Below are 21,953 nucleotides of genomic sequence, written 5' to 3'. Positions count from 1 at the left end.
TGATACGGTTTTTTGATTTTGTAGATCTAAATAAAATTATGCCAGCGAATAGTATGATAATCTCGTAACTCCGCCCGCCATAACACGTGAAAGCTACTTCGCACTAAACACAACTGATGTTACCCCTGCTGTCATAGCGGCTTTACTTGCCGGTTTGTATATAAAGAACAGCTTATGCATTTTACCGTCAGTTACCGGCGTAAGTACCAGGTGAACAGCGCCGCCTTTAGCATCCTTAGCAGGCACAGGCATACTTCCTTTACCTGCAAGGGTTCCTGTTTCCGAATCGAGCCTTAATTCAAAATTAAGCGGAGCAGTTGGTGGTGCTTGCCAGAAATTGGTTAGGTTAATGGAGCGTACGCCTGTTAAATCGATATTCTCCAATGCAAACCAACCGTCGGTAGCCGGATAGATCATCAGGTTAATGCCATTGTATTTAAAGGCGGTAAACCCGTTGAATTTCTCGGTGCCTTTAAACTGGTAAGTACTGCTGTTTAACGATACAATGCTGCTACCTGTTAATTTCTTAATATCGTTACCGCCATCATCGGTGTATTTAGCCGATAATACCAGCGCCGCCGCTTGTTGTTTTTCGGGCGGAGCAGGCATAATAGTGCCCGATGCCGCTAACGAAGGTTTCTGATTGCTGTTATCGAGCGAAAGTACCCAGTTAATGATCTGATCAAGGTCGCCTTGCTTAATGTTTGGATGGGCAGACATGGCTGTTTCACCCCAAACGCCGGCACCACCTTTAATTACCTTTTGGGTGAGTTTGGCCATGGCATTAGGATCTTTTTTGTACCTGGCCGCAACCTGAACAAATGACGGGCCTATGGATTTGCCGTCTTCTTTGTGGCAGCTTTTGCAATCCATAGTTAGCATGAGGGTTTTGCCACGATTTTCGGGCTCGCCCTGCTCATGCTGCGTGGCTGATTGTGCTTTATCGAAGCCTTCGATATAATCAAGCCCAACATAAATGCGTTTTGGATCTATCGCTTTGGTGTCAGGTCCATCGGTTACGTTAACCGCGTATTTGAACGGCACACCAGGCAGGTAAAATGACTTATTGCCGCCTGTAATAGCGATAGTAACAGTTGGTTGCTCGTTACCTGCGTAAATCCCAACCGGCGCGCTTTTGCTTGCTGCACCTTTATCGTCTTTTGCTTCAACAGTAATTTTGTAATCGCCAACTGTTGTGTAAGTATAGCTAAGCGATGGGGTGGTTGTTTCTTTAGTAACACCATTGCCAAGGTTCCAGGTGTAAGAAATATTATCTTTTTCCGGATCAGCGGCTTTGGCAGTCAGCTTAACTGTAAATGGCAGCACACCCGATGTTTTATCAGCCTTGAACGATGAAATTTCAGGCGGGCGGTTTCCGGAGATATAGTCAATGCGGAACAGGCCTGCATCCGGGTTATGTGAGAACCAGCCACTGCCGTACTCCAAACCATAAAGCCTGCCATCGGGACCAACCTCCATATCAATCATGGAGTTTACCTTCAATTTAGGGAAGAAAGGTTCCATTTTGTCAAAATCACCTTCAGGAGTTAGCGTGATGGCCTTTATCCAGCCGCGCATCCAGTCGTATGCTAAGAACTTGCCGTTATAATAATCAGGCAGGCGGGTTTCTTCGGGGAACATATCGGTATAATAAACCGGACCAGCCATAGCGTTCCTGCCCCCTGCGCCAACCTGCGGGAAATCTGCTGATGGGCCATAAGGGTACCAGATAAATGCCGGTTGTGCCGGCGGCAGATCGATTAAACCTGTGTTATTACGCGAGTTATTAACCGGGTGCTTAGGATCAAACGCCGGGCCCGATTTGCCTGTGGCATAATCATAAAGGTGGTACGGTTTGTTATCGCCCACAAAATATGGCCAGCCAAAATTGCCCGCTTTTTTAGCCTGGTTAACCTCGTCGTATCCCATGGGGCCACGGTTGTCAAGGCTGTCATTATGCGCATCCGGCCCCACTTCGCCCCAGTACAGGTAGCCGTTTTTCTGATCTACCGAGATCCGGTAAGGGTTCCTGTCGCCCATTACATAAATCTCCGGGCGGGTTTTCGGTGTACCTTTCGGGAACAGGTTACCTTCCGGGATTTCATATGTACCATCATCCTTAAGGTTGATACGCATAATTTTACCGCGCAGGTCATTGGTATTACCGGCCGAGCGGCGTGCATCAAATTGCAAGTGCCCTGGCCTGTCATCAAGCGGAGCATAGCCACTGCTTACATATTTCTGTCCTTTTTCATTAAACGGAGTTGAGTTATCTCCGGCCGAGAAGAACAGGGTTTTATCAGGCCCCGGACCAAAGGCTATCGAGCCCCCTGTGTGGCAGCAGATCTCGCGCTGCGCTTTTACCTCTAAAATAACTTTCTCGGTTTTTTTATCCAGTGTGTCGTTTTTAAACGTAAACCTTGAAAGGCGGTTTACCGAACTATCGGCAGGACTATAATATATGTAAATCCAGTTGTTTTTTTCAAACTCAGGGTCTTTAGCCAGGCCAAGCATCCCTTCTTCGGCATTTACATTGGGTACATGGGCTTTCCAATACACATCAAAAAAGCCAACCTGTTTTACCTTCTGGGTATCGTGCTTGTACAGCATGATCTCGCCGCGGCGTTGGATCACCATAATATCCAGGTTCGGCAATATGGTCATCTCGGTTGGCTCAAAAAATTCGCCGGTTGATAATTGTGTCTTTTTAAAGCGATCCTCATCGGGCGGCAGCTGGGTTTTAGCCTTGCCGTAATCCAATTCTTTATTTTCGCCTATGGCGTATTTAATACCGGCAAGCAGCATTTTCAGGTAGCCTGTTTCTTTATAACTTTCGTCGGTATGGCCCATGGCTGTATAAAATGCACGGCCGCCGTCAAAATCATGATACCAGGTGGCAGGGTGGTTGCCCATACGCTTCCCTCCTTTGTAACTATTTTCATCAAGGGTAATGAGTACATGTACATCCGTGGCTAATGGCTTGCGGAAACTGTAAAACTCATCGGTACGTTTCCATACTTTAGGCAGATCTTTAGTTGCATCATTGTTGGCGTCAACTATATTATAAGTACCGGGCTGTACATTCGGGTTTTTATCATGGATACCCGGGTGGTCATAAAACCAGGCGCCAACCAGGCGACCATACCACCCCCAGTCATATTCTGTATCAGCAGCGGCGTGAATGCCTACATAACCACCTCCCGCCTGAATATAACGTTCAAAAGCCGCTTCCTGCCTGTAATCAAGTACATCGGCGGTGGTGCTCAAGAAAATAACAGTTGAATACTTTTTGAGGGTGTCCTCGTTAAACATGGCCGAGTTTTTTGTAGTGTCTACCTCAAAGCCATTTTCGGCGCCAAGCTTTTTGATAGCGGCTATGCCTGCATCGATGGATGCATGGTGAAAGCCCATTGTTTTTGAAAAGATAAGCACGCGCGGTTTATTGGGGCGTGTTTTGTTACAGGATAAGTAAATGCAGCTGAATGCCACAAGAACCATCAGGACGATTTTTTTCATATCGACTTAATTGCAGATTGGGTTAATTGGTGTTCGGATCGGTTTCAGGACTTAAGGCAGCAATATACCACAATCGATTGCAATAAATTGTTGCCAACCAAATTTATAACTAAATCTTTACGAAACAATACCCAATGTGTAAAAATGACACATTATTTTTTACTGTAATTTTGACGGTTTTTGTTGCGCCCGGTCATATACAGAAAGGCTATTTCTTTTCCTGCTTTTTTCGGCAGGCTGCACATGAAGATATCCGGATAAGGTTATGCAATTGACTTAGGCTGATTACAATATTTTGGCGAATGCAAAATAAAAAAGCTATAAAAACAGCAAAGCCCCTGATGGGCAGGGGCCTTTACTAACCAATTATAAACCTAAATTATGAGAAGAGCTGTAGGAGAAGGAGTCGAACCTTCACGGAGTGGTTATTTTTATTGCTAAAAGTTTCCCAATTTCTCCGCCACCGCGACAAGGAGGTGTGTCTGCCAAAAATTTCACCATCCTACAGTGTTGTAAGTCTTAAGTCGTTAGTCTGAAGTTCTAAGTCTTTTGACTTAAGACTTCTGACTTTGTACTTAAACTTGCTGTTGGGGAAGGATTCGAACCTTCACAGAGTGGTTAGCCCGCTTCGGGTTTTCCATGATCTCCGCCACCGGGACAAGGAGGTGTGTCTGCCAAAAATTTCACCACCCAACATTGTTTTTACTTTAAAGAACATTAAGCATTTCCCTTTTGCTTGATACAAATTTAATAGGACTATCTATTTCTTGCAAATATTTCAACAAAAATATTTTATTTTTAATCGAATTTTAATTAAACTTGTATTTCAATATAGATATTCAAATTTATGTCCCACAGAAAAGCTCAAAATTTAGAAATTGATAATCTTGACATCCAGATTTTATCAATATTAATGAAAAATGCTACCACTCCATACACCGAGATAGCTAAAGAGTTGATTGTTTCTGGCGGAACCATACACGTGCGGATGAAAAAGTTAGAGGAGATGGGTGTAATAAAAGGGGCCAGCCTTGAGGTAGATCCGCAAAAGTTAGGATATGACATCACTGCATTCCTGGGTATTTACCTCGAAAAAGGATCACAGTATAATGAAGCTGTAAAGCAATTAAAAACAATTAAAGAGATTGTCGAGCTGCATTACACTACCGGCGAATGGAGCATTTTTGCTAAAATTGTATGTCATGATACCACTCACCTGCGTGAAGTTTTGAATGAGCAGATCCAGGGTGTAAGAGGCATTCAACGTACCGAAACCTTCATTTCGCTTGAAGAAAGTATCAGGAGGCAAATAACGCTGGAATAAATTTTTACTCAAATTATTGAAACGCCTACAGCCTGGTTTTTACCGGGCTATAGGCGTTTGTTTTTATGAAACCTTAAATTGAATTACCAAAAAAAACGGGCCATTAAACGTTAAAAGGAAAATCATTGATAATTGGTCCGTAATTTTCGATAATAAAACAAGCTGATAAAACGGACATCATCAGGTTTTATATGGATTATATTACTTTCAAGATTTTCCACAAAATGCCCAGGCTGAAAATTTATTAAATTCCAAGTTCCATCTTGCTGCAGTTTTGCCCTCTTCGGTTAGCGTTTTTTTTCGGCTTTAACTCTTTTTATCATTTAAGTGTTAAAAAATGTCAAAATCAGTTAATTATATTAATTAAAAAGCCTTTTTCATCTCAATTTCATAAAGCGCCGCTACTTTAGTTTTTGTAAAAGAGTGATGTAGCGTAATTGATCAAACTCGCGTAAGGTAATTTACGGTGCATTGTGTGTTCATTTTTAGATACTTAAAAGATTATTATTATGCTGGCTATAAAAACTTTAACCGATAATTTAACAGTCTACAAACGCAACATACGTTTAATGGGCGATAAATTTGAGATTAGTGTAGTGGGCAATAACCCCCTGCTGGCCGATGAGCAAATTGACATTGCCATTGATGAAATTAACAGGGTTGAAAAACTGCTTTCAGCTTTTAGCGATGACAGCAGCATCAACCACATAAACCGTAATGCCGGTATTGCCCCGGTAAAAGCCGACGGTGAAACTTTCAGGCTCATTAACAGGGCACTGCAAATATCAGAACTTACTTACGGCGCTTTTGATATTACCTACCTGGCTGATAACGCGTTTAACGAAAACACAGCCGAAAACGCTTCGGTAAAAACTGCCAAACGTACACTTCCACTGGCCAGCTATAAAAACATAGTGCTTGATGCTGTAAAACAAACTGTTTTTCTAAAAGAAAAAGGGATGCGCATAGGTTTTGGCGCAAACGGCAAAGGTTACGCCGCCGACAGGGCCAAATATGTATTGCAAATGAACGGTGTAAGCAGCGGCGTGATCAATTTTGGTGGTGACCTGCTTGCATGGGGCTTACAGCCAAACCTGCAGCCCTGGACTGTTGCCGATGCCGACATTAGCCAGCTAAACCAACCCTTTGCTGATTTGGAGATCAGTAATCTTGCTTTTGCAACATCGGTTAATGCCGAAAAATATGCAAGTATCAGCAATAAAAAATTCACCAACGTATTTAACCCTAAAAAAGGTTTTCCGGTTAGCGGTATTACAAGCGTAAGCATCCTTAGCCCTACTGCCGAATTTGCCGACGCTTTGGCCACACCGATACTCACCATAGGTGTTAACGCCGGCTTATACATGATCAATCAGCTTAACCAGGTTGCCTGCGTTATTATTGATGATCAAAACCGGGTTTATCCGTCAAAAGACATCGCTCTCTGACTTTCAAACATTCAAGTACACTCATAAACCTTTCATCATAATTGTGATCTGTTATAATTCATTTGCATCGGCATTTTTACAAGTGCTTCTGTAAATGAATTGTTATTTGTTGTACCTTTCTCATTTTGGTGTAAACATTTAAATTGACCGTTATTTGAGCCTTATTTTTACCTTTTCTTCTCCTCAATGATAAAGTGGTTTGCGTATATTGTCCTGTTATTGATATTTGCAACACGTATATCATTTGCCAATGCCCTTACAAAAAACATTGATGCACTTGCTCATGCCGGTAACAAAAAACCGGGTGCATTGTCGTATACTTTATTAGCGGCTGATACTACTACCAAAACCAAAAAGCAACTGGAGGATGAAAAGAAAAAAATAAAAGAAATAGCCAAAGCAAAGCGGCAGGCTAAGCCGGCTACCGTTGACGACGATGCCGTACCGCCTAAGCCCAAACCAAAAAGGCAGCGCCGGCCCGAAGGCATGGAGCGCCCGCCCGAAATACCGAGGAGAAATGGCAGTTAAACCGGTTAAACAATTTACCATATTGATGAAATACCTTTGCTTACTTTTTTTTATGGCTGCAAGCGGCACCGTATTTGGTGCGGATACTGATTTGCGCCTTTTTGCCGGTAAGCATCCCTTAGTAGCCGATTCTGACACCATTATTCGTAAACGGTCAATTTCGGCCGGGGTAAGTTATGGCAGCGACGTGCTGTTTTTTGGCCGTACCGGCCCGGTAAAATATCCTTTTGTTACTGCCGATCTGATTTATAATACCAAGTCGGGTATCTTTTTATATGGGTCGGCTTTTAAGGTTTTGGGTTATGCCCCTGTTGACGAGGTTGATTTGGGTGGAGGTTATTTTTACAAATTTTCGAAGGCTTTTTCAGGCTCAGTAAGTTATACGCGGTTCTTTTTTGCCAGGGATGCCGCGCAGGTAATTAAATCGGCCTCCTCAAATGATATCAATTTTAAAAACTCATACGATTGGCATTACCTGAAAACAAGTGCCGTGCTTGATTATCTTTTCGGCAAATCGAACGACATTTTTTTAACCATAAGCAATTCAAAATACTGGGAAAGCAGCTGGAGCATTTTTGACGACCAGGATTTTCTTTCCTTTAACCCTTCCTTTAATTTCATCCTGGGCACGCAGAATTTTGTTCAGCGCTATTCACTTGATCATCATTTCAGGGACGAGGCCGCCAATATTTCTATACAATATGACCCGCGTTATGCGAGCCGTAACCGCCGGTTCAACATGCTTAATTACAGCTTCAAAATCCCGGTGGCTTATAACCGGCCGCATTATACGTTTGAATTTTCGTACAAATATTCTATCCCTGTTAACGTAGAAGGAGTATTGCTTAACCGGCGCGAGTCATTTTATAATTTAACTTTTTACTACGTTTTTTATTAGTCATAATACATGAATGTTTTAATAATAGAAGACGAAACAGCACTTGCCCACGAACTTGAAATTTTTCTTTCAAACTATAACTATATCTGCGAGGTTTGTTTTGACGGCACTTCGGCATCCGAAAAAATTGCCACAAACCTTTATGATTTTATATTGATAGACCTGGGCCTGCCCGATTATGACGGCCTTGATCTGCTCAGGGAATCAAAAAAGACTAATTCGGAGGCGGCATGTATTATACTCACCGCCCGCGCAGAGATCAATGACCGGATTAAAGGCCTCGACCTTGGCGCCGACGATTATCTGCCTAAGCCTTTTTCGTTGCTTGAGCTGCAAAGCCGTATGCAGGCCATCATCAGGCGTAAGTTTGGTGTTAAAAATAATATTGTTGAACTGGGTGGTTTCCTGATTGACCTTACCGCACGTACTATATCCTATTATAATAGCGTTGTTAATACCATTACCAAAAAAGAATTTGATCTCATAGCCTATTTAATTTTACATAAAAACCGTACGCTTACCCGCATGCAGCTGAGCGAGCATATCTGGGGCAGCGTGGTGAATAATGACTATGACAGCAATTATATTGACGCGCATATTAAAAATATCCGTAAAAAATTAAATGCCTATGCCCCGCCCGACTGGCTGGAAACGGTACGTGGTTTGGGTTATAAAATAAAGATCAACGCCTGAGTATTTGAAATTAGGAACAAAACTTACCCTTTTCAACGCCATCTCCAAGCTGGTTATCGTGATACTGTTTGTATTGCTTGTTCCTGTATTGATCAAAAATATCAGCCGTAATTATGTCGACAGCAAGCTTATCAAACAAAAAAACAAGCTGCTGCAAATTGTAAAAAGCAAGGGCATTGAAACCTATATCGAAAACGGCGAAGGCTACGGCAGCTACCTCCCGCTTAAGGAAGAATATATCAGCCTGGACGAAGTTGATCCCGATTATTTCCTGGATACTATAAAAAGAGGTAAGCGCCTTTTTAGTGAGGGGGATACTTTAGAGTATCGCATATTAAGCCATACCTTTAAGGTTAAGAACAAAAATTACCTGCTGGAAATTGGCAAAAGTGTAGATACTTTGGATGAAACCAGCGTCCCGCTGCAAAATATAGCTTTCCAGGTATTGCTGGGAATGATTTTGCTTACCGTACTGGCCGACCAGGTATATTCAACCTACGTACTTAAGCCTTTACGGCTTATTATTAAAACCAAGCTTGTAGGGCAAAAATTCCCTAATTTTCATACCTACCGGCAGGTACGTACTACCACATCAGATTTTCAGCACCTGGATATCAGTATCCATAACATGATTGAAACCATTGCGGATAAATTTCATAAAGAGCGGGAGTTTATTTCCAACGCATCGCATGAGCTTATGACACCTATCTCTATTCTTCAATCAAAAATCGAAAATATGTTTGAGGAGGAGGATATCAACGATGAGCTTAAAGGCAGGTTATTGGAGATGCAAAAGATCCTGAACCGGTTGAAGAGCATTACGAAAACGCTGCTGCTCATTTCGCAGATAGAGAACGAACAGTTTTTAAAAGAAGACAAGGTATCGGTATCCGAACTATTACAGGAGGTTTACGACGAGATCTCCATTCGTCTGCAGGATAAAAACATCAGCTACGAAATGTTGATGCCAGAGAACTGGCATTTTGTCAACATCAATAAATTTTTACTCTTTAACCTGTTTTTTAACCTTATTAACAATGCCATTAAATACAATCATGAGGGCGGCAGCATTAAGGTAACAGGCATTACTGTAAATGATAAATATATGATCAGTATAGCTGATACTGGCATTGGTATTGATGAAGACGCCATCCCGCTGATCTTTAACCGCTTTAAAAAATTCAGACAGTCATTACAACAAGACAGCTTTGGATTGGGCCTGCCTATTGTAAAATCAATAGCGGCCTTTCATGATATTGAAATCAATGTAATTTCTGAAAAAGATAAAGGAAGTACCTTTAAACTTATTTTCCCGGCTACACTGATAGTAATTTCCTAAAACTGCAAAAAGGCATGCCAAATTGTACTGCAGCAAAAATTTTACTGCTGCTTTGTACTAAAAATCGGGCAGTGTTGCAAAAATCAATATTACTGTATTCTTTACTTCATTGAAATTAACTTTACTTATCATTAAAAAAATGTTGCTATGATTGATGGGGGATATTCTTTTAATAGAAGCGGTGCATAATACTGCCATCCGCTTTTTTTGGCATCTGCTTTGTAAAAAGTACGGTATAACATAATTATACAAGTACGATGAGAACGCTTAAATTAAAAGTAGCCACCCTTGGTATAGCATTAGCTACAGCAGGCATATTAGGCTCAGGATGTAATTCACTTACAAAAACACAAAAAGGTGCTGCTATTGGCGCAGGTGCCGGTGGTACAGTAGGTGCGTTTATTGGTAAAGCTGCCGGTAATACCGCTTTAGGTGCTATTATAGGTGGTGCTGTAGGTGGTACCGCAGGTGCTTTTATCGGCCGTAACATGGACAGGCAAGCTGCCGAAATTAAACAAACCGTGCCGGGCGCCACAGTAACCCGCGAAGGCGAAGGCATCTTGGTTAAATTTGATTCAGGTATTTTATTCGATACCGATAAATCAGATTTGAAATCTGCCGCTCAAACTAACCTGCAAAACCTTGCAGCGTCGTTACAAAAAAACCCTGAAACTAACATTACCATCATCGGCCATACCGATAATACCGGATCTGACAGTTATAATCAAACACTTTCAGTAAAGAGGGCGGATGCTGTAAAATCATATTTAGTTGCGGGTAATGTAGCTTCATCACGTATGACAGTGACCGGTAAAGGCGAAAGCGAACCAATTGCCGATAATACCACTGCCGATGGCCGCGCACAAAACCGCAGGGTTGAGATCACCATTGTGGCAAACGAAAAAATGAAGGAGCAGGCTAAACAAGCTGCCCAGTAACACAGTGAATAAATAATAAGATCAGTTAATAGTTTAAAGAGGAAGTCCCCGGCACAAAGCCGGGGCTTTTTTGTATATGCCAAAATCACTATTTGCACATTTGTTAAACAATGCGTTGTTCCAGCTGATAAAAACATTTTGTAATCAACAAGTTAATCACCTACTTTTGCAGTATGGTAAAAAGATCAGGAGCGATATTACTCACTATGCTGTATACAGTTACAGTATTGGGCTTTGCTCTTAATTTCCATATTTGCGGCGACTATGTAGCATCTGTAAAAATTGATGCCCCAGCGGTTAACTGCAAAATGGACCAAAAAGGCGGCAAAATGAAATGCTGCAAGGATAAACAGGTTGAAGTAAAAGTAAAAGACGCTCACCAGGGCGAATCAACTTCGTTTTTAGCAAAGATGTTTGGCTTTGAATTGCCAAGCTGGTCGTTCGATAGCCTGTTTCCGGCCTTGCCATCTTCTTCTTCCGACAAATTTTATGACCGCAGCCCTCCCGACCCATCGGTTCAGGGCATCGCCACATTTATCCGCAACTGTATCTTCCGCATTTGATCTGTTAATTGTTAAACCCGGTAAACCTTATCAATAGTTTATTCTCTAACAATTAATTACACGATCAACATGAAAACTTTAAAAATATTCATCATCATATTTGCGCTTTCAGTAACAGCAGCTAAAGCCCAATTTACCAAAGCCGAACTCCAGGTTAGCGGTCTTACCTGCGCCCTGTGCGCCAAATCAACCGAAAAAGCATTACGCACACTGCCGTTTATTGGCGAGATCAAAACTGATCTGATCCGTAACACTTACCTCATTACCTTTAAAAATGACGTGCCGGTAAATTTCGAGCAGATCAGCAAAAAGGTTCAGGGCTCGGGATTTTCGGTTAACAGTTTAAAAGCCACTTATAATTTTGCCAATACCAAAGTTGCCGAGAATACATTTAACTACGGGGGCGATACTTACCGCCTGCTTAACGCTGCCGATAAATCATTTACCGGCGATGTGAGCTTTACCGTGGTTGACAATGGTTTCGCACCCAAATCGGTATCAAAAAAATACCTTGGCCAGGTTACCGATACTGCCCCTGCAAGTGGCCGCGTTTATCATTTAGCTATCTAAATTCTTCATTTAACATCATTTTTTATGAAGAGGATATTATTGGCTGCTTGCCTTATGGCAATGGCACGCCCTGTATTGGCGCAGGAACTGTATGTAAATACGGAACCGGCCAGCAATATGGCAACCGGCTCATTGGGCATCCGCGTGGAAAACCAGGGATACTTTAAGCCTTCGTACAAAAACCGCAGTACTATTGAGGCCATGTATGGTGTTAGCCGGCATTTGATGGTGCATGGCTCGGTTTACATGTCTGATTATTATAATTCGAGCCAGCACTTTGAAGGTGGCAGCGTGTACGCCAAGTACCGGTTCCTATCTATCGATACCGTTCAGCGACATTTCAGGGGGGCATTTTTTGCTAAACTATCAAGCATCAACAACCCCGTAGTCAACCGTGAAATCACTTTGGAAGGGGATAACAGCGGAGCACAAGGCGGGGTGGTTTTCACCCAGTTGCTGCATAAGCTGGCACTTTCAGGTTCGGCAAGCTATTTGCGGGCGTTTAATAACAGCGGGAACTATGAAATTTCAACCAATAGAGTACGTAATGCCGCGGCTTATACCTTATCTGGCGGCTATTTGCTTTTGCCGCGTAATTATCGCGACTACAAGCAGGTAAATTTAAACTTGTATTGTGAACTGCTGGGCAAAACCAACCCAGGGCATAACGAAAGTTATCTGGACGTTGCACCCGCTTTGCAACTGATATTTAACAGTACCTGCCGGCTTGATTTCTCGTACCGTACGCCTATCTATAATGATATGCAACGGAATACTAAAAACATGTACCTCATCAGGCTGGAGTACAACTTTTTTAATCTTTAACTTACACTACTATGAAAGCATATATTGTGTTCATTGCGCTAAGCCTGGCTGCCGTGGGCGCATCCGCTCAGCACCATCACGATATGAAGATGAGCGATACCACAAAAAAGAATATGCGCATGAACAGCACCAAACCTATGGTTATGGATATGGGCAATATGAAAAAGGATACGCTCATGCACCATATGATGATGACGAGCCAGTTCTCGCGCGATCTCCCCATGAACCGCGATGGTTCAGGTACTTCGTGGGTTGCCTGATGAAACTCCGATGTATGCCTACATGATCCATGGTAAAAAATGGATGAGCATGGTACATGGTAGCTTTTTTGCGCGCTATAACAACCAGGACCTGTTTAATTCGGGCAAGAGAGGTGGCAGTAACAGAATTGATGTACCCAACTGGCTTATGTTCATGACCCAGCGAAAGGTAGGCAATAATGGGCTGTTCTCCATTAATACCATGTTCTCGTTCGATCCCTTTTTAGTGGGCAACGGCGGCTATCCGCTCCTGTATCAAACCGGCGAATCCTACAAAGGACAAAAATTGGTCGACAAACAGCACCCACACGATCTTTTTGCCGAGTTGAGTATAGCTTATACCCAGCGCGTGGCTAAGGATGCTGACCTCTATCTCTCGTTCGGTTACCCGGGAGAGCCGGCTTTAGGTCCGCCGGTATTTATGCACCGCCTTTCGGCCATCAATGACCCCGATGCGCCGCTTGGTCATCATTACCAGGATGCTACACATATCACCTTTGGTGTTGTAACATTGGGCTTCCGCTTAAAAAATGTAAAGCTGGAGGGGTCCATATTTACCGGCCGCGAGCCGGATGAGCACCGCTATGATTTTGATAAAATGCGGTTTGACTCATACTCGGCCCGTTTATCCTATAATCCATCCAAAGAGTGGGCGCTGCAAGTATCAGACGGATGGATCCACAGCGCGGAAGAAGCCGAGCCGGGGCAAAACGTAAACAGGTTCACTGCATCGGCCATCCATACCAAAATGCTGAACAAAAACAGCTACGTAGCAACTACACTGGTTTACGGGCAAAACCATTATTCGGACAATCATAAAACGCAGCCGTCTGTTTTATTAGAGAATACTTTACAGCTCAACAAAACCGCTGTTTATGGCAGATATGAATTTGTGCAAAAAGATGCCGAAGAACTGGACATGCACGATGCCTATCCGCTTAACCCCAACTTTAATATCAATGCTTTAACCCTGGGCGTAAACCGGATTTTGAGCAGCTTCAAAAGCACCAATGTTACTGGCGGTGTACAGGCTACGCTCAATGTTTCACCATCGGCGTTAAAGCCGCTTTATGGTAACACGCCTGTTGGCTTTGAAGTTTATTTAAGGATAAGCCCGGCATTAATGAAGATGTAATGATCACTAATTTTTCGAATTAAGTCGAATTACACGAATTGGAATAATCCATAATTCCATCGTTATTGCAATAACGTGCTTTTAGAATATCAAACACAAAGAGGCCAGGTTTGCATAGCAAACCTGGCCTCTCCTTTTTATTCGTGAAATTCGACTTAATTCGAAAAAATTAGTGCCGATAATTATTTAAGCGTTACACCTGTTTTACCCATGGTGCCGCCATCAGCATAAAGCATAATGGTATAAGTACCTTTCTGGAATGGCAGGGTTGGGTTTATCCAGTCGATGGTGTATTGTGTGCCATCATCCTTAAAATCAATGGATGTTTTGTAGGTGTATTGCAGGTCCTGGCCATCGGCGCTGAAAGTTCCTGAATCAGGTGCTGTAATCAGGTTTCCGGTTGGATCAATGACGCGTACATAAATATCATGCATAGCTTTTGTAGCCAAAGTATTGCTGGCCACAGTGAAGTTAATCTTCAGTTTTTTGGCTGGGTTTGCACGGGTTACATCAACCTCTTTTCCGCTGCCTTTTATTTTATAGGCCACCACATCTGATGTTGCCAGCTTAAGCGCCTGGGCTACTTTCACTTTAGCGCCAAGGTCTTCATTTTGTTTGGATAGCGTATCCACCTTTTTGGCAACCGTTGCCAAATTGGTTTTTAAAGTATCCCTTTCGGTGGTGAGCGATGTGTTCTGTTTTTTGAGCTCATCAATGTCGGCAGTATACTTGGTTACAAAATAACGGAGTTGTTTTACATCCTCCTGTACTTTGGCAAGTTCTTGTGCGGTAAGTTTACCTTTGGCCAGTTTGGCCCTCAAAACTTTAATGGTAGATTTTAACGAATCGTTTTTGGCGGTTAGTGCCGCGGTCATCTTGGCTTTGCCTGCAGTGACCTGTTCAACCTGCGATTCAAGACTGTCGAGCTCGGTTTGCAGCCTTGTTTGCTCATCATGCTGATAAACTATTTTTTTATCGGAGTTGTTTTTTTGCAGGTACAGATACACATCGGTACCCAATAAAGCAAGCACTACTACAATAAGAAAATAAATGACGTTTGAGTTTTTCTTAGGTTGTTGTTGCCCAGATTGGTTTTCCATAGCAATTAAATGTTAAGTTTTAGCATAGTTAAGCAAGTGGTATAACAAAAGCTTAGCTATAGTGTTTAGTTTTTAACGAAATATCAACTGTTAATTGATGTAAAGCGCTTTCCTGCAAGTATATACAGATGCGTTTATCCTTAATGGTTAACATATTGAACGTTAAAACACTAAAAATATGATTTTTTAAAAAATTATTACATCAATTGTTTTAGGCGTTGAGCTAAAATAACTACAAAATGTTTAAAACACAATAAGGCTTCAATTTTTATACTTCATAATAAACCTGCTACGTTATGAGTTTATATCTTTGCAACTTTCAATTTAATTCTATTTGATGCATATATACCAACGGTTCATACTTCTGATTATAATCCTGTTTGCAAGTTTAACAGTTAATGCGCAGCCGGCCGATCTTGTACCGGCACCGGTTGATGTAAAAATGCAGCCCAAACGCGAATTCAGGGGAGTATGGATAGCCACAGTGGTTAACATCGACTGGCCAACCAACTCCAAATCCCCTTCAGAAAAGCAGAAACAAGAGCTTATCGATATATTAAATTCGCACCAGGAAACCGGGATCAATGCAGTTATGCTACAGGTGCGGCCCGCTGCCGATGCATTTTATGCCAAAAGCCGTGAGCCTTGGTCGAAATATTTAACCGGTAAACAGGGCCAGGCCCCCAGCCCTAATTATGACCCACTTGAATTTGCCATCACCGAAGCACATAAACGCGGCATGGAGCTGCACGCCTGGTTTAACCCTTACCGCGCTACTTTTGACGGCAACTTTGCAGCGCTTAGTCCGCAGCATATTACCAAAATTAAGCCTGAATGGTTCTTTACCTATGGCGGTATTAAAACTTTTAACCCCGGCCTGCCCGAAGTGCGCGACTATATTGTGCAGGTAATACTGGATGTTGTGGATAATTACGACATAGACGGCGTACACATGGACGATTATTTTTATCCGTATCCCATTGCCGGTCAAAAAATAAACGACGAGGAAACATTTAGAAAGTACGGTGAGGGTTACGATAATATTAAAGACTGGCGCCGTCACAATGTGGACCTGCTGATACATATGATTGCCGATAGCGTTCATGCGCATGATCCTAACATGAAATTTGGTGTGAGCCCTTTTGGCATCTGGGCTAATAAAGCGCAAAATGAGGAAGGGTCTGAAACTAATGGCGGCTCATCATATTATGAAAATTATGCCGATACCCGCAAATGGGTAAAAGAAGGCTGGATTGATTATATTAATCCGCAGCTTTACTGGCAGATAGGCAACCGTGCCGCCGATTTTCAAAAGCTGCTCGACTGGTGGGGCGACAATACTTATGGCAGGCATTTGTATGTAGGCCAGGCGGCTTACCGCATCAACGAGCGCAAGGTTCAGGCTTTCAGAAACCCGGCTCAGCTACCTCAGCAAATAGAACTTATTCGTAACAACCCAAGGGTGCAGGGCAGTGTTTACTTTAGTTCCAACTCACTCACCAGCAACCCGCTTGGCTTTACCGACTCGTTGCGTGACAATTATTACCAATATCCTGCGTTGCCGCCGGTAATGCTATGGCGCGATTCGATACCGCCTAATGCCCCTCAGCAGGTTACGGCTAAAGCCGTGGGTAAAAGTGTAGTGGTAAGGTGGCTTACTCCAACTTTAGCTAAAGACGAAGAGCCGGTTTATGGGTACGTGATCTACCGCTTTAACGATGGTGAAAAGATAGACATCGACAACCCTAAAAACATTCTCAAAATCAAATATGATCCCACACTGGGGTATGATGATAATACTGTTATTAAGGGTAAAACTTATTTTTATGTAGTCACAGCATTAGATAGGATGAAGAATGAGAGTGAAAGGTCGCCAACGATAGCGGTCACGGTGCCGTAATGCTTTAATATCCCGTTGTCATTTCGAAACGAGGACCGGGTGAGAGATCTTATGTACTATAAGCAGGCGGGTACGCAATGCGTTTAAGCCGGGCGTATAAGATCTCGCTTTCGCCCCAATGTTCAGCCCCTCTCTGCTCAGTCAGGAAATTACACAACTTATAACTCAATCAACCCTTTTTCCTTCAGTTTATTGAGATAGATATCGATCTCGCTATCGCCCAGGCCAAAAATACTTTCATTTTTCCAAAAGGCGTGGTAAATGGCCGTTTTGGTTTTAGCGCCGTTATTATAAATATCCAGTAGTTTTTGTTCGATATAGCTCAACCCATCCGCATTGGTTTGCATCCGTTTAAGGTGTGCCTGTAGTGCAGGCTTAAGCAGCGGGAGGCCGCCCCAAAAGGTATTTTCGTTGAGCCATTTTTCTAACCCGGCGAGGTCATTATTAACATATAGCCTCCAGGCATCGGCGGCCAGGCCGAGCTCCCATTCGTTCAGGCGCTCGCGGGCATCATACAATTCTTCAAATTGTTCGCCGGTTAATTCACCCAGGCCTTTCTTATTATCAAACTGAACACAATCGGCCAGGCAAATGAGGTAAATGGCCGGGGCCGACATATCGGTTTTTAGCGAAAGCATTTCCAATACACCCAGCAGGTTTACCTGGCAATGCAAATCAAATTCAAACCACAGGTTAATCTCGGTATACCGGCTGTTTAGTTTGCCAAGCTCATCTATCACTTTATGCTGATATTCATCTGCCGGGGCATCGAATGTTCTCCCAATCCAATCGCGCCGCGCGCTCCAGAAACTTCCTGAAAGGATATTTTCCTGTAAAGGACCTTCAGAAAACACCTCGCGCCAAACCATAACATCCCCGTCGAGCCCGGTTTGATCAAAACCATCTAACGCGGCATCGCCATTTAATATATGCAGGATAGCGTTCATGAAAGCTAAGTTATAAATAAAACCCGCGTCTTTGCTGAAGCGGAAATTTTGTCAACCTTAATTTTAAATTCAGATTGCAAAAGTAGCAGTGTTTATAATACAGGAGGCATTTTACATGCCGTTGCGCGGCACCCAGGCCTGGCTTTTAATGAGCCATTTACCGCTCACGATCCGCAATACGAACGAAAAAGCCCCTTGTTCTTCAAAATGCTCGCCGTTCACAAGGCCGGTATATTCCACGGGGGCTACGAGGTAAACTATTTCCTCCGTTTGCTGAAAAGTTTTAATGCGCTGCAGATCAACTTTAAAATCTCTAATCTTAAAATCCTTAACCGCTTTTTGTACGGAATTTATCCATTGTACACCAGCTAGTTGCCCGTTCCACGAAAAAGGAGGCTGTTCATCGGCCACTACTGCATTAGGAGCGTAAAGATCAGATACCGCTTCGATGCTGAAAGTGCCGGAAGCTTTTATTACTGTTTCAACAACCTGGCGCACCTCGGGCTTTAATTTAGCTACCGTATCGGCAGGCAGCATCATTTTTGCCGAAACTGCAATACCAGGCAAACTGCTCATAAACACGCACAGGCATAAAAGGGGTAGTAAATGCTTTTTCATGATCTTAACAATTTCACACTATGCTATTAAGGCCGTTCAATATACGAATAAGCCGTTGTAAAAATACTTTTTGATCACTATTGTTTCAGCAGCAATAAAAAAGAGTCATCGGGTGACATTTAACTTATCTTTTGCTGTTCATGTAATCAATAGTCATATTGCACAAAGCTTTTACACCTAAACTAAAGCCGCTTTCATCAATATAAAAATCGGGTGTATGGTGCGATGGTGCTTTCAACGGATCGCCTCCCTTTGGCATACCGCCCAAAAATATGAACAAGCCCGGTACCTTTTCCTGGTAAAAGCTAAAATCTTCGGCACCGGTTACAGGCGGGCGCAACAGCACATTAGCGGCACCGGCAGTTTGCTGCAGGCTCGGCAGCATTTTCTGGGTAAGCGCGGGATCGTTATAAGTTACAGGATAGTGGTTGCTGTAGGGTATTTTTACCGTAGCTGTTGCTCCCTGCGCTTCGGCAGTCTTAGTGGCTATTTCTGTTACCCGCGCAATCAGTAATTTTTCGTCGGCAGGGGTAAAGGAGCGGAGGGTACCCAGCATTTCAACCGATTCGGGGATAATGTTTGAGCGGTTACCGCCTTTTATAGCACCTATAGTTACCACTGCCGGGTTTTCGGTTATATTAACATTGCGGCTCACTATGGTTTGCAGGTTATTAATGATCTGGGCAGAGGTTACGATAGGGTCAACGCTCGACCATGGATAGGCCCCATGTGCGGATCTCCCTTTTACGATGATCTGCATATCATTAACCCCTGCCATGGTGCCGCCCGGCCGATAGGTTATTTTGCCAACCTCCGTTTGCGAATTAATGTGCAAACCAAAAACCACGTCAACTTTGGGGCTTTCCAGCACGCCCTCTTTTACCATTTGCTCTGCCCCGCCTTTTTGTCCGGGTTCAACACCCTCTTCGGCGGGTTGAAAAATGAATTTTACGGTTCCGTGCAAGTCTGCTTTCATTGACGATAGCACCTGCGCAACCGCCATCAGTATGGCCATGTGCGAATCGTGCCCACAGGCATGCATCACGCCAACCTCCTGTCCGTTATAAGTAGTTTTTACTTTAGATGCAAATGGCACAGGTGTACGCTCAATAACCGGCAACCCGTCCATATCCGCCCTCAGAGCCACAACCGGGCCCGGATGCCCGCCTTTCAACACCCCAACCACACCGGTAGTAGCTATACCGGTTGTTACCTCAATACCTAATGATTGTAAATGCTTTGCGATAATGGCTGAGGTGCGCACCTCATGGTTACCCAATTCAGGATGTTCATGAAAATCACGCCGCCAGGTTGTTACCTGCTCCTGCAAGGCATCGGCTTTAGCATTTACATGCTGGCGCAGCGGGTTTTTTTGCGCCAATGCTTGTAACGAAAAAACACATAAGGATAAAGTAAGGCTTGCTTTCATACGGGTTGTTTAGTGATAGTAATATAAGCACAATAGTTTGAATATGATAGATTGGGGAGTAATAGCTATGAGCCCCAATAAAAGTGGCAAGCGTGGTTCTTTTCGTGAGATGACAGAGCCGTTAACTTAAGCCAGCAAGGGGGTTAACAGGGTTAACACAATTTCGATTATACGAACACAAGTTATTGAAGATCAATTATTTAATAAACATATAGGGTTACCTAAATCGTCGGCAAACTGGAGCTGGGTGGCCATCAAGTTAAATAAGAAAAAGCGCATAATCGCGTGGTCTCGCATAGAAGTCGGCGGGGAGGACTGTGTTTAGCAGCGATGTGAATATTGAAGCTCCATCGTTATTCCAACGCGCGCGCTCAAAGGGGAATTATTCTCATATCTTAATACCTTCCAACATTTTTATTACCTTAAGCCCTCACATCAACAAAATATCTTTAAATGGCACTTTTAGGCAATTTAAGCAATTACAAAAATCTTGGACTTCTGGTCATCCGCATCGGGTTGGGTATTATGTTTATCTATCATGGCTATCCCAAACTGATGGGTGGTACCCAAAACTGGAAAGATATTGGCGAATCAATGAAATATGTAGGAATCCATTTCTGGCCGGTAGTTTGGGGATTACTTGCAGCAGTTACAGAATGCTTTGGAGGCTTCCTGCTGATCATCGGGTTGGCTTTCCGGCCGGTTTGCATCCTGCTGTTTATAAATCTCGTGGTAGCCGCGTTAATGCACCTGGGCACCGGAGGCGGGCTGGGCGATGCAGCACATGCCATTGAAGACGCCATTATGTTTGCCGGTTTAATATTTATTGGGCCAGGGAAATATAGCGTGGATAAAAAATAATTACATTAATTTAATATTAAAGCAACCGTTTCCGCTATTATCAATTAAAGATTTATCAAATACCGTTAAAACACCTATTGGCACGAAACATATTGATTTATATATTTATAAAAATATATCACAAATCAATATGAAAAAACAATTATTATGGGGCATGCTGCTTTTGATGGCAGGTTTCAGCTCATGCCAAAAGGATTCTTTTAAACCTGTTGAACAAACTTCGGTTGGTAGCAAAGACAAATTAAGGGTTGCCGCGACTAATCCGGGAACCTATAATGAATTAACATTATTGGCGCGCCAGCCCGGAGAAAACTTTGACACTTATATCGGAAACTGGGGTGGCGTAAGCATTAAAATGCAGGCTACCCCAACCTGGGACCACGATAAATACCCGAATCTGGTTGATGGAGTACCCTGTACCGGAGGCGGCTATTCGGTAGGAGACCAAAACCAAATTACAACTTCAAATGCTGGCGGGCAAGACATTTTTATAGTAGGGGTAGCAACCGCATCTTTTACTGCCAGACAATTATTTACTAATGATGTAACTACCTATATCAATGCTCTGGATAATTATATTTCTTCACACCAGCCTAGTTCAGCAATACCCCAGGCCTCCAGCTATATTAAAACAACTTATGGCGATGGCAGCTCAAACCCAAGTTTTGTTCAGGTGACAGGAAAATTGATCGGAACCACTTCAGGCTCTCATTTTGCCTTTGCTCCGATTAGCTATCCAACACCGGCCCCCGCTACAGGTCCTGGAACTTTACAAGTAATAACTTTTGATAAAGATGGCTATGAATATTCAGTGTTATACTCGGGCACTACAATTACCTCGGGGTATAATGTTACTTTACTGGCACCGCCGCATACTCATTTAGAAACGGCTTCTGCAAGCGGAAGCCTTACAGTTGTTGACAGTCAAACCTGCAATATAAACGTGACAATAAATCTTGTGAATGGAAATACAATCACTTATCAAGGTCTCGCAACATTCGGACTTTAACCGAACCCAAATATCATCTAAAATAACCTCATCCTTTTATTAAGGATGAGGT

20 protein-coding genes and 1 tRNA gene are annotated in these 21,953 nt (G+C 43.0%); 15 read left to right on the top strand and 6 right to left on the bottom strand.

Annotated features, from left to right (window positions below; all coding sequences use genetic code 11):
* Nucleotides 1–93: 93 nt before the first annotated feature.
* Nucleotides 94–3,516 (bottom strand): ThuA domain-containing protein, encoded by a 3,423-nt coding sequence (locus tag ACP26M_RS23470; protein WP_426583744.1) that lies wholly within the window; start codon nucleotides 3,514–3,516, stop codon nucleotides 94–96.
* Nucleotides 3,517–4,100: 584 nt separating this feature from the next.
* Nucleotides 4,101–4,212: transfer RNA gene (locus ACP26M_RS23465), tRNA-Asp, on the bottom strand.
* A 151-nt stretch (nucleotides 4,213–4,363) separates the two neighbouring features.
* Here ACP26M_RS23465 and ACP26M_RS23460 point away from each other — a divergent pair.
* The 12 genes from ACP26M_RS23460 (at nucleotide 4,364) to ACP26M_RS23405 (ending at nucleotide 14,037) form a co-directional block, all read left to right on the top strand.
* A complete protein-coding gene (locus tag ACP26M_RS23460; RefSeq protein ID WP_090532141.1) occupies nucleotides 4,364–4,840 on the top strand; it encodes an Lrp/AsnC ligand binding domain-containing protein in 477 nt (158 codons plus the stop codon).
* Nucleotides 4,841–5,349: 509 nt separating this feature from the next.
* Nucleotides 5,350–6,288 carry an FAD:protein FMN transferase gene (locus tag ACP26M_RS23455; RefSeq protein ID WP_426583741.1) on the top strand — a complete coding sequence of 313 codons (939 nt, stop codon included), beginning with the start codon at nucleotides 5,350–5,352 and terminating at the stop codon, nucleotides 6,286–6,288.
* A 186-nt stretch (nucleotides 6,289–6,474) separates the two neighbouring features.
* Nucleotides 6,475–6,816, top strand: a complete 342-nt coding sequence (locus ACP26M_RS23450) for a hypothetical protein (RefSeq protein ID WP_090532147.1) — start codon at nucleotides 6,475–6,477, stop codon at nucleotides 6,814–6,816.
* Nucleotides 6,806–7,714 (top strand): hypothetical protein, encoded by a 909-nt coding sequence (locus tag ACP26M_RS23445; RefSeq protein WP_139160022.1) that lies wholly within the window; start codon nucleotides 6,806–6,808, stop codon nucleotides 7,712–7,714. The genes ACP26M_RS23450 and ACP26M_RS23445 overlap by 11 nt, the downstream gene beginning before the upstream one ends.
* A 9-nt stretch (nucleotides 7,715–7,723) precedes the next feature.
* Nucleotides 7,724–8,407, top strand: coding sequence for a response regulator transcription factor (locus ACP26M_RS23440; RefSeq protein ID WP_090532151.1), 684 nt, complete (start codon nucleotides 7,724–7,726; stop codon nucleotides 8,405–8,407).
* A gap of 4 nt (nucleotides 8,408–8,411) precedes the next feature.
* Entirely contained in the window at nucleotides 8,412–9,746 is a 1,335-nt protein-coding gene (locus tag ACP26M_RS23435; protein WP_426583738.1) for a sensor histidine kinase, read from the top strand.
* Nucleotides 9,747–10,003: 257 nt separating this feature from the next.
* Entirely contained in the window at nucleotides 10,004–10,684 is a 681-nt protein-coding gene (locus ACP26M_RS23430) for an OmpA family protein (protein ID WP_090532155.1), read from the top strand.
* A gap of 173 nt (nucleotides 10,685–10,857) precedes the next feature.
* Nucleotides 10,858–11,247: an HYC_CC_PP family protein gene (locus ACP26M_RS23425; protein WP_091167255.1), complete on the top strand. Its 390-nt coding sequence runs from the start codon at nucleotides 10,858–10,860 to the stop codon at nucleotides 11,245–11,247.
* Nucleotides 11,248–11,316: 69 nt separating this feature from the next.
* A complete protein-coding gene (locus ACP26M_RS23420) occupies nucleotides 11,317–11,817 on the top strand; it encodes a heavy-metal-associated domain-containing protein (protein ID WP_090532159.1) in 501 nt (166 codons plus the stop codon).
* 24 nt (nucleotides 11,818–11,841) lie between these two features.
* Nucleotides 11,842–12,642, top strand: a complete 801-nt coding sequence (locus tag ACP26M_RS23415; protein ID WP_426583735.1) for a hypothetical protein — start codon at nucleotides 11,842–11,844, stop codon at nucleotides 12,640–12,642.
* A gap of 11 nt (nucleotides 12,643–12,653) precedes the next feature.
* The gene (locus ACP26M_RS23410) at nucleotides 12,654–12,902 is read left to right on the top strand and encodes a hypothetical protein (protein WP_426583733.1); all 249 of its coding nucleotides are present in this window, start codon (nucleotides 12,654–12,656) and stop codon (nucleotides 12,900–12,902) included.
* Entirely contained in the window at nucleotides 12,874–14,037 is a 1,164-nt protein-coding gene (locus ACP26M_RS23405; RefSeq protein ID WP_426583731.1) for a hypothetical protein, read from the top strand. The genes ACP26M_RS23410 and ACP26M_RS23405 overlap by 29 nt, the downstream gene beginning before the upstream one ends.
* Before the next feature lie 182 nt (nucleotides 14,038–14,219).
* On the opposite strand, the gene ACP26M_RS23400 is transcribed toward ACP26M_RS23405, so the two are convergent.
* Nucleotides 14,220–15,137 (bottom strand): hypothetical protein, encoded by a 918-nt coding sequence (locus ACP26M_RS23400; protein ID WP_091167247.1) that lies wholly within the window; start codon nucleotides 15,135–15,137, stop codon nucleotides 14,220–14,222.
* A gap of 337 nt (nucleotides 15,138–15,474) precedes the next feature.
* Here ACP26M_RS23400 and ACP26M_RS23395 point away from each other — a divergent pair, with 337 nt between their 5' ends.
* Nucleotides 15,475–17,037: a glycoside hydrolase family 10 protein gene (locus ACP26M_RS23395; protein WP_426583729.1), complete on the top strand. Its 1,563-nt coding sequence runs from the start codon at nucleotides 15,475–15,477 to the stop codon at nucleotides 17,035–17,037.
* Between the two features lie 158 nt (nucleotides 17,038–17,195).
* Here ACP26M_RS23395 and ACP26M_RS23390 read toward each other — a convergent pair whose 3' ends face one another.
* The 3 genes from ACP26M_RS23390 to ACP26M_RS23380 form a co-directional block, all read right to left on the bottom strand.
* Complete coding sequence (locus ACP26M_RS23390; RefSeq protein ID WP_426583727.1) at nucleotides 17,196–17,984, bottom strand: hypothetical protein; 789 nt, start codon at nucleotides 17,982–17,984, stop codon at nucleotides 17,196–17,198.
* A gap of 111 nt (nucleotides 17,985–18,095) precedes the next feature.
* Nucleotides 18,096–18,602, bottom strand: coding sequence for a hypothetical protein (locus ACP26M_RS23385; RefSeq protein WP_426583725.1), 507 nt, complete (start codon nucleotides 18,600–18,602; stop codon nucleotides 18,096–18,098).
* A 124-nt stretch (nucleotides 18,603–18,726) separates the two neighbouring features.
* Nucleotides 18,727–20,031: an amidohydrolase gene (locus ACP26M_RS23380; protein WP_426583723.1), complete on the bottom strand. Its 1,305-nt coding sequence runs from the start codon at nucleotides 20,029–20,031 to the stop codon at nucleotides 18,727–18,729.
* A 453-nt stretch (nucleotides 20,032–20,484) separates the two neighbouring features.
* Between ACP26M_RS23380 and ACP26M_RS23375 the strand changes: the two genes are divergently transcribed.
* Entirely contained in the window at nucleotides 20,485–20,892 is a 408-nt protein-coding gene (locus ACP26M_RS23375; RefSeq protein ID WP_426583721.1) for a DoxX family protein, read from the top strand.
* Entirely contained in the window at nucleotides 20,858–21,901 is a 1,044-nt protein-coding gene (locus ACP26M_RS23370) for a hypothetical protein (protein ID WP_426583719.1), read from the top strand. The genes ACP26M_RS23375 and ACP26M_RS23370 overlap by 35 nt, the downstream gene beginning before the upstream one ends.
* Nucleotides 21,902–21,953 lie beyond the last annotated feature (52 nt).

Origin of the sequence: Mucilaginibacter sp. R-33, from assembly GCF_049949235.1 — a bacterium.
Taxonomy (GTDB): domain Bacteria; phylum Bacteroidota; class Bacteroidia; order Sphingobacteriales; family Sphingobacteriaceae; genus Mucilaginibacter.
The sequence above is the reverse complement of the archived record's forward strand: the minus strand, read 5'-3'. Positions and strand labels throughout refer to the sequence as shown.

What these genes read in the sequence shown, in the direction of transcription:
- ACP26M_RS23470 (WP_426583744.1), bottom strand. Translation starts at nt 3,516, where the DNA reads ATGAAAAAAATCGTCCTGATGGTTCTTGTGGCATTCAGCTGCATTTAC.
- ACP26M_RS23460 (WP_090532141.1), top strand. Translation starts at nt 4,364, where the DNA reads ATGTCCCACAGAAAAGCTCAAAATTTAGAAATTGATAATCTTGACATC.
- ACP26M_RS23455 (WP_426583741.1), top strand. Translation starts at nt 5,350, where the DNA reads ATGCTGGCTATAAAAACTTTAACCGATAATTTAACAGTCTACAAACGC.
- ACP26M_RS23450 (WP_090532147.1), top strand. Translation starts at nt 6,475, where the DNA reads ATGATAAAGTGGTTTGCGTATATTGTCCTGTTATTGATATTTGCAACA.
- ACP26M_RS23445 (WP_139160022.1), top strand. Translation starts at nt 6,806, where the DNA reads ATGGCAGTTAAACCGGTTAAACAATTTACCATATTGATGAAATACCTT.
- ACP26M_RS23440 (WP_090532151.1), top strand. Translation starts at nt 7,724, where the DNA reads ATGAATGTTTTAATAATAGAAGACGAAACAGCACTTGCCCACGAACTT.
- ACP26M_RS23430 (WP_090532155.1), top strand. Translation starts at nt 10,004, where the DNA reads ATGAGAACGCTTAAATTAAAAGTAGCCACCCTTGGTATAGCATTAGCT.
- ACP26M_RS23425 (WP_091167255.1), top strand. Translation starts at nt 10,858, where the DNA reads ATGGTAAAAAGATCAGGAGCGATATTACTCACTATGCTGTATACAGTT.
- ACP26M_RS23420 (WP_090532159.1), top strand. Translation starts at nt 11,317, where the DNA reads ATGAAAACTTTAAAAATATTCATCATCATATTTGCGCTTTCAGTAACA.
- ACP26M_RS23415 (WP_426583735.1), top strand. Translation starts at nt 11,842, where the DNA reads ATGAAGAGGATATTATTGGCTGCTTGCCTTATGGCAATGGCACGCCCT.
- ACP26M_RS23410 (WP_426583733.1), top strand. Translation starts at nt 12,654, where the DNA reads ATGAAAGCATATATTGTGTTCATTGCGCTAAGCCTGGCTGCCGTGGGC.
- ACP26M_RS23405 (WP_426583731.1), top strand. Translation starts at nt 12,874, where the DNA reads ATGGTTCAGGTACTTCGTGGGTTGCCTGATGAAACTCCGATGTATGCC.
- ACP26M_RS23400 (WP_091167247.1), bottom strand. Translation starts at nt 15,137, where the DNA reads ATGGAAAACCAATCTGGGCAACAACAACCTAAGAAAAACTCAAACGTC.
- ACP26M_RS23395 (WP_426583729.1), top strand. Translation starts at nt 15,475, where the DNA reads ATGCATATATACCAACGGTTCATACTTCTGATTATAATCCTGTTTGCA.
- ACP26M_RS23390 (WP_426583727.1), bottom strand. Translation starts at nt 17,984, where the DNA reads ATGAACGCTATCCTGCATATATTAAATGGCGATGCCGCGTTAGATGGT.
- ACP26M_RS23385 (WP_426583725.1), bottom strand. Translation starts at nt 18,602, where the DNA reads ATGAAAAAGCATTTACTACCCCTTTTATGCCTGTGCGTGTTTATGAGC.
- ACP26M_RS23380 (WP_426583723.1), bottom strand. Translation starts at nt 20,031, where the DNA reads ATGAAAGCAAGCCTTACTTTATCCTTATGTGTTTTTTCGTTACAAGCA.
- ACP26M_RS23375 (WP_426583721.1), top strand. Translation starts at nt 20,485, where the DNA reads ATGGCACTTTTAGGCAATTTAAGCAATTACAAAAATCTTGGACTTCTG.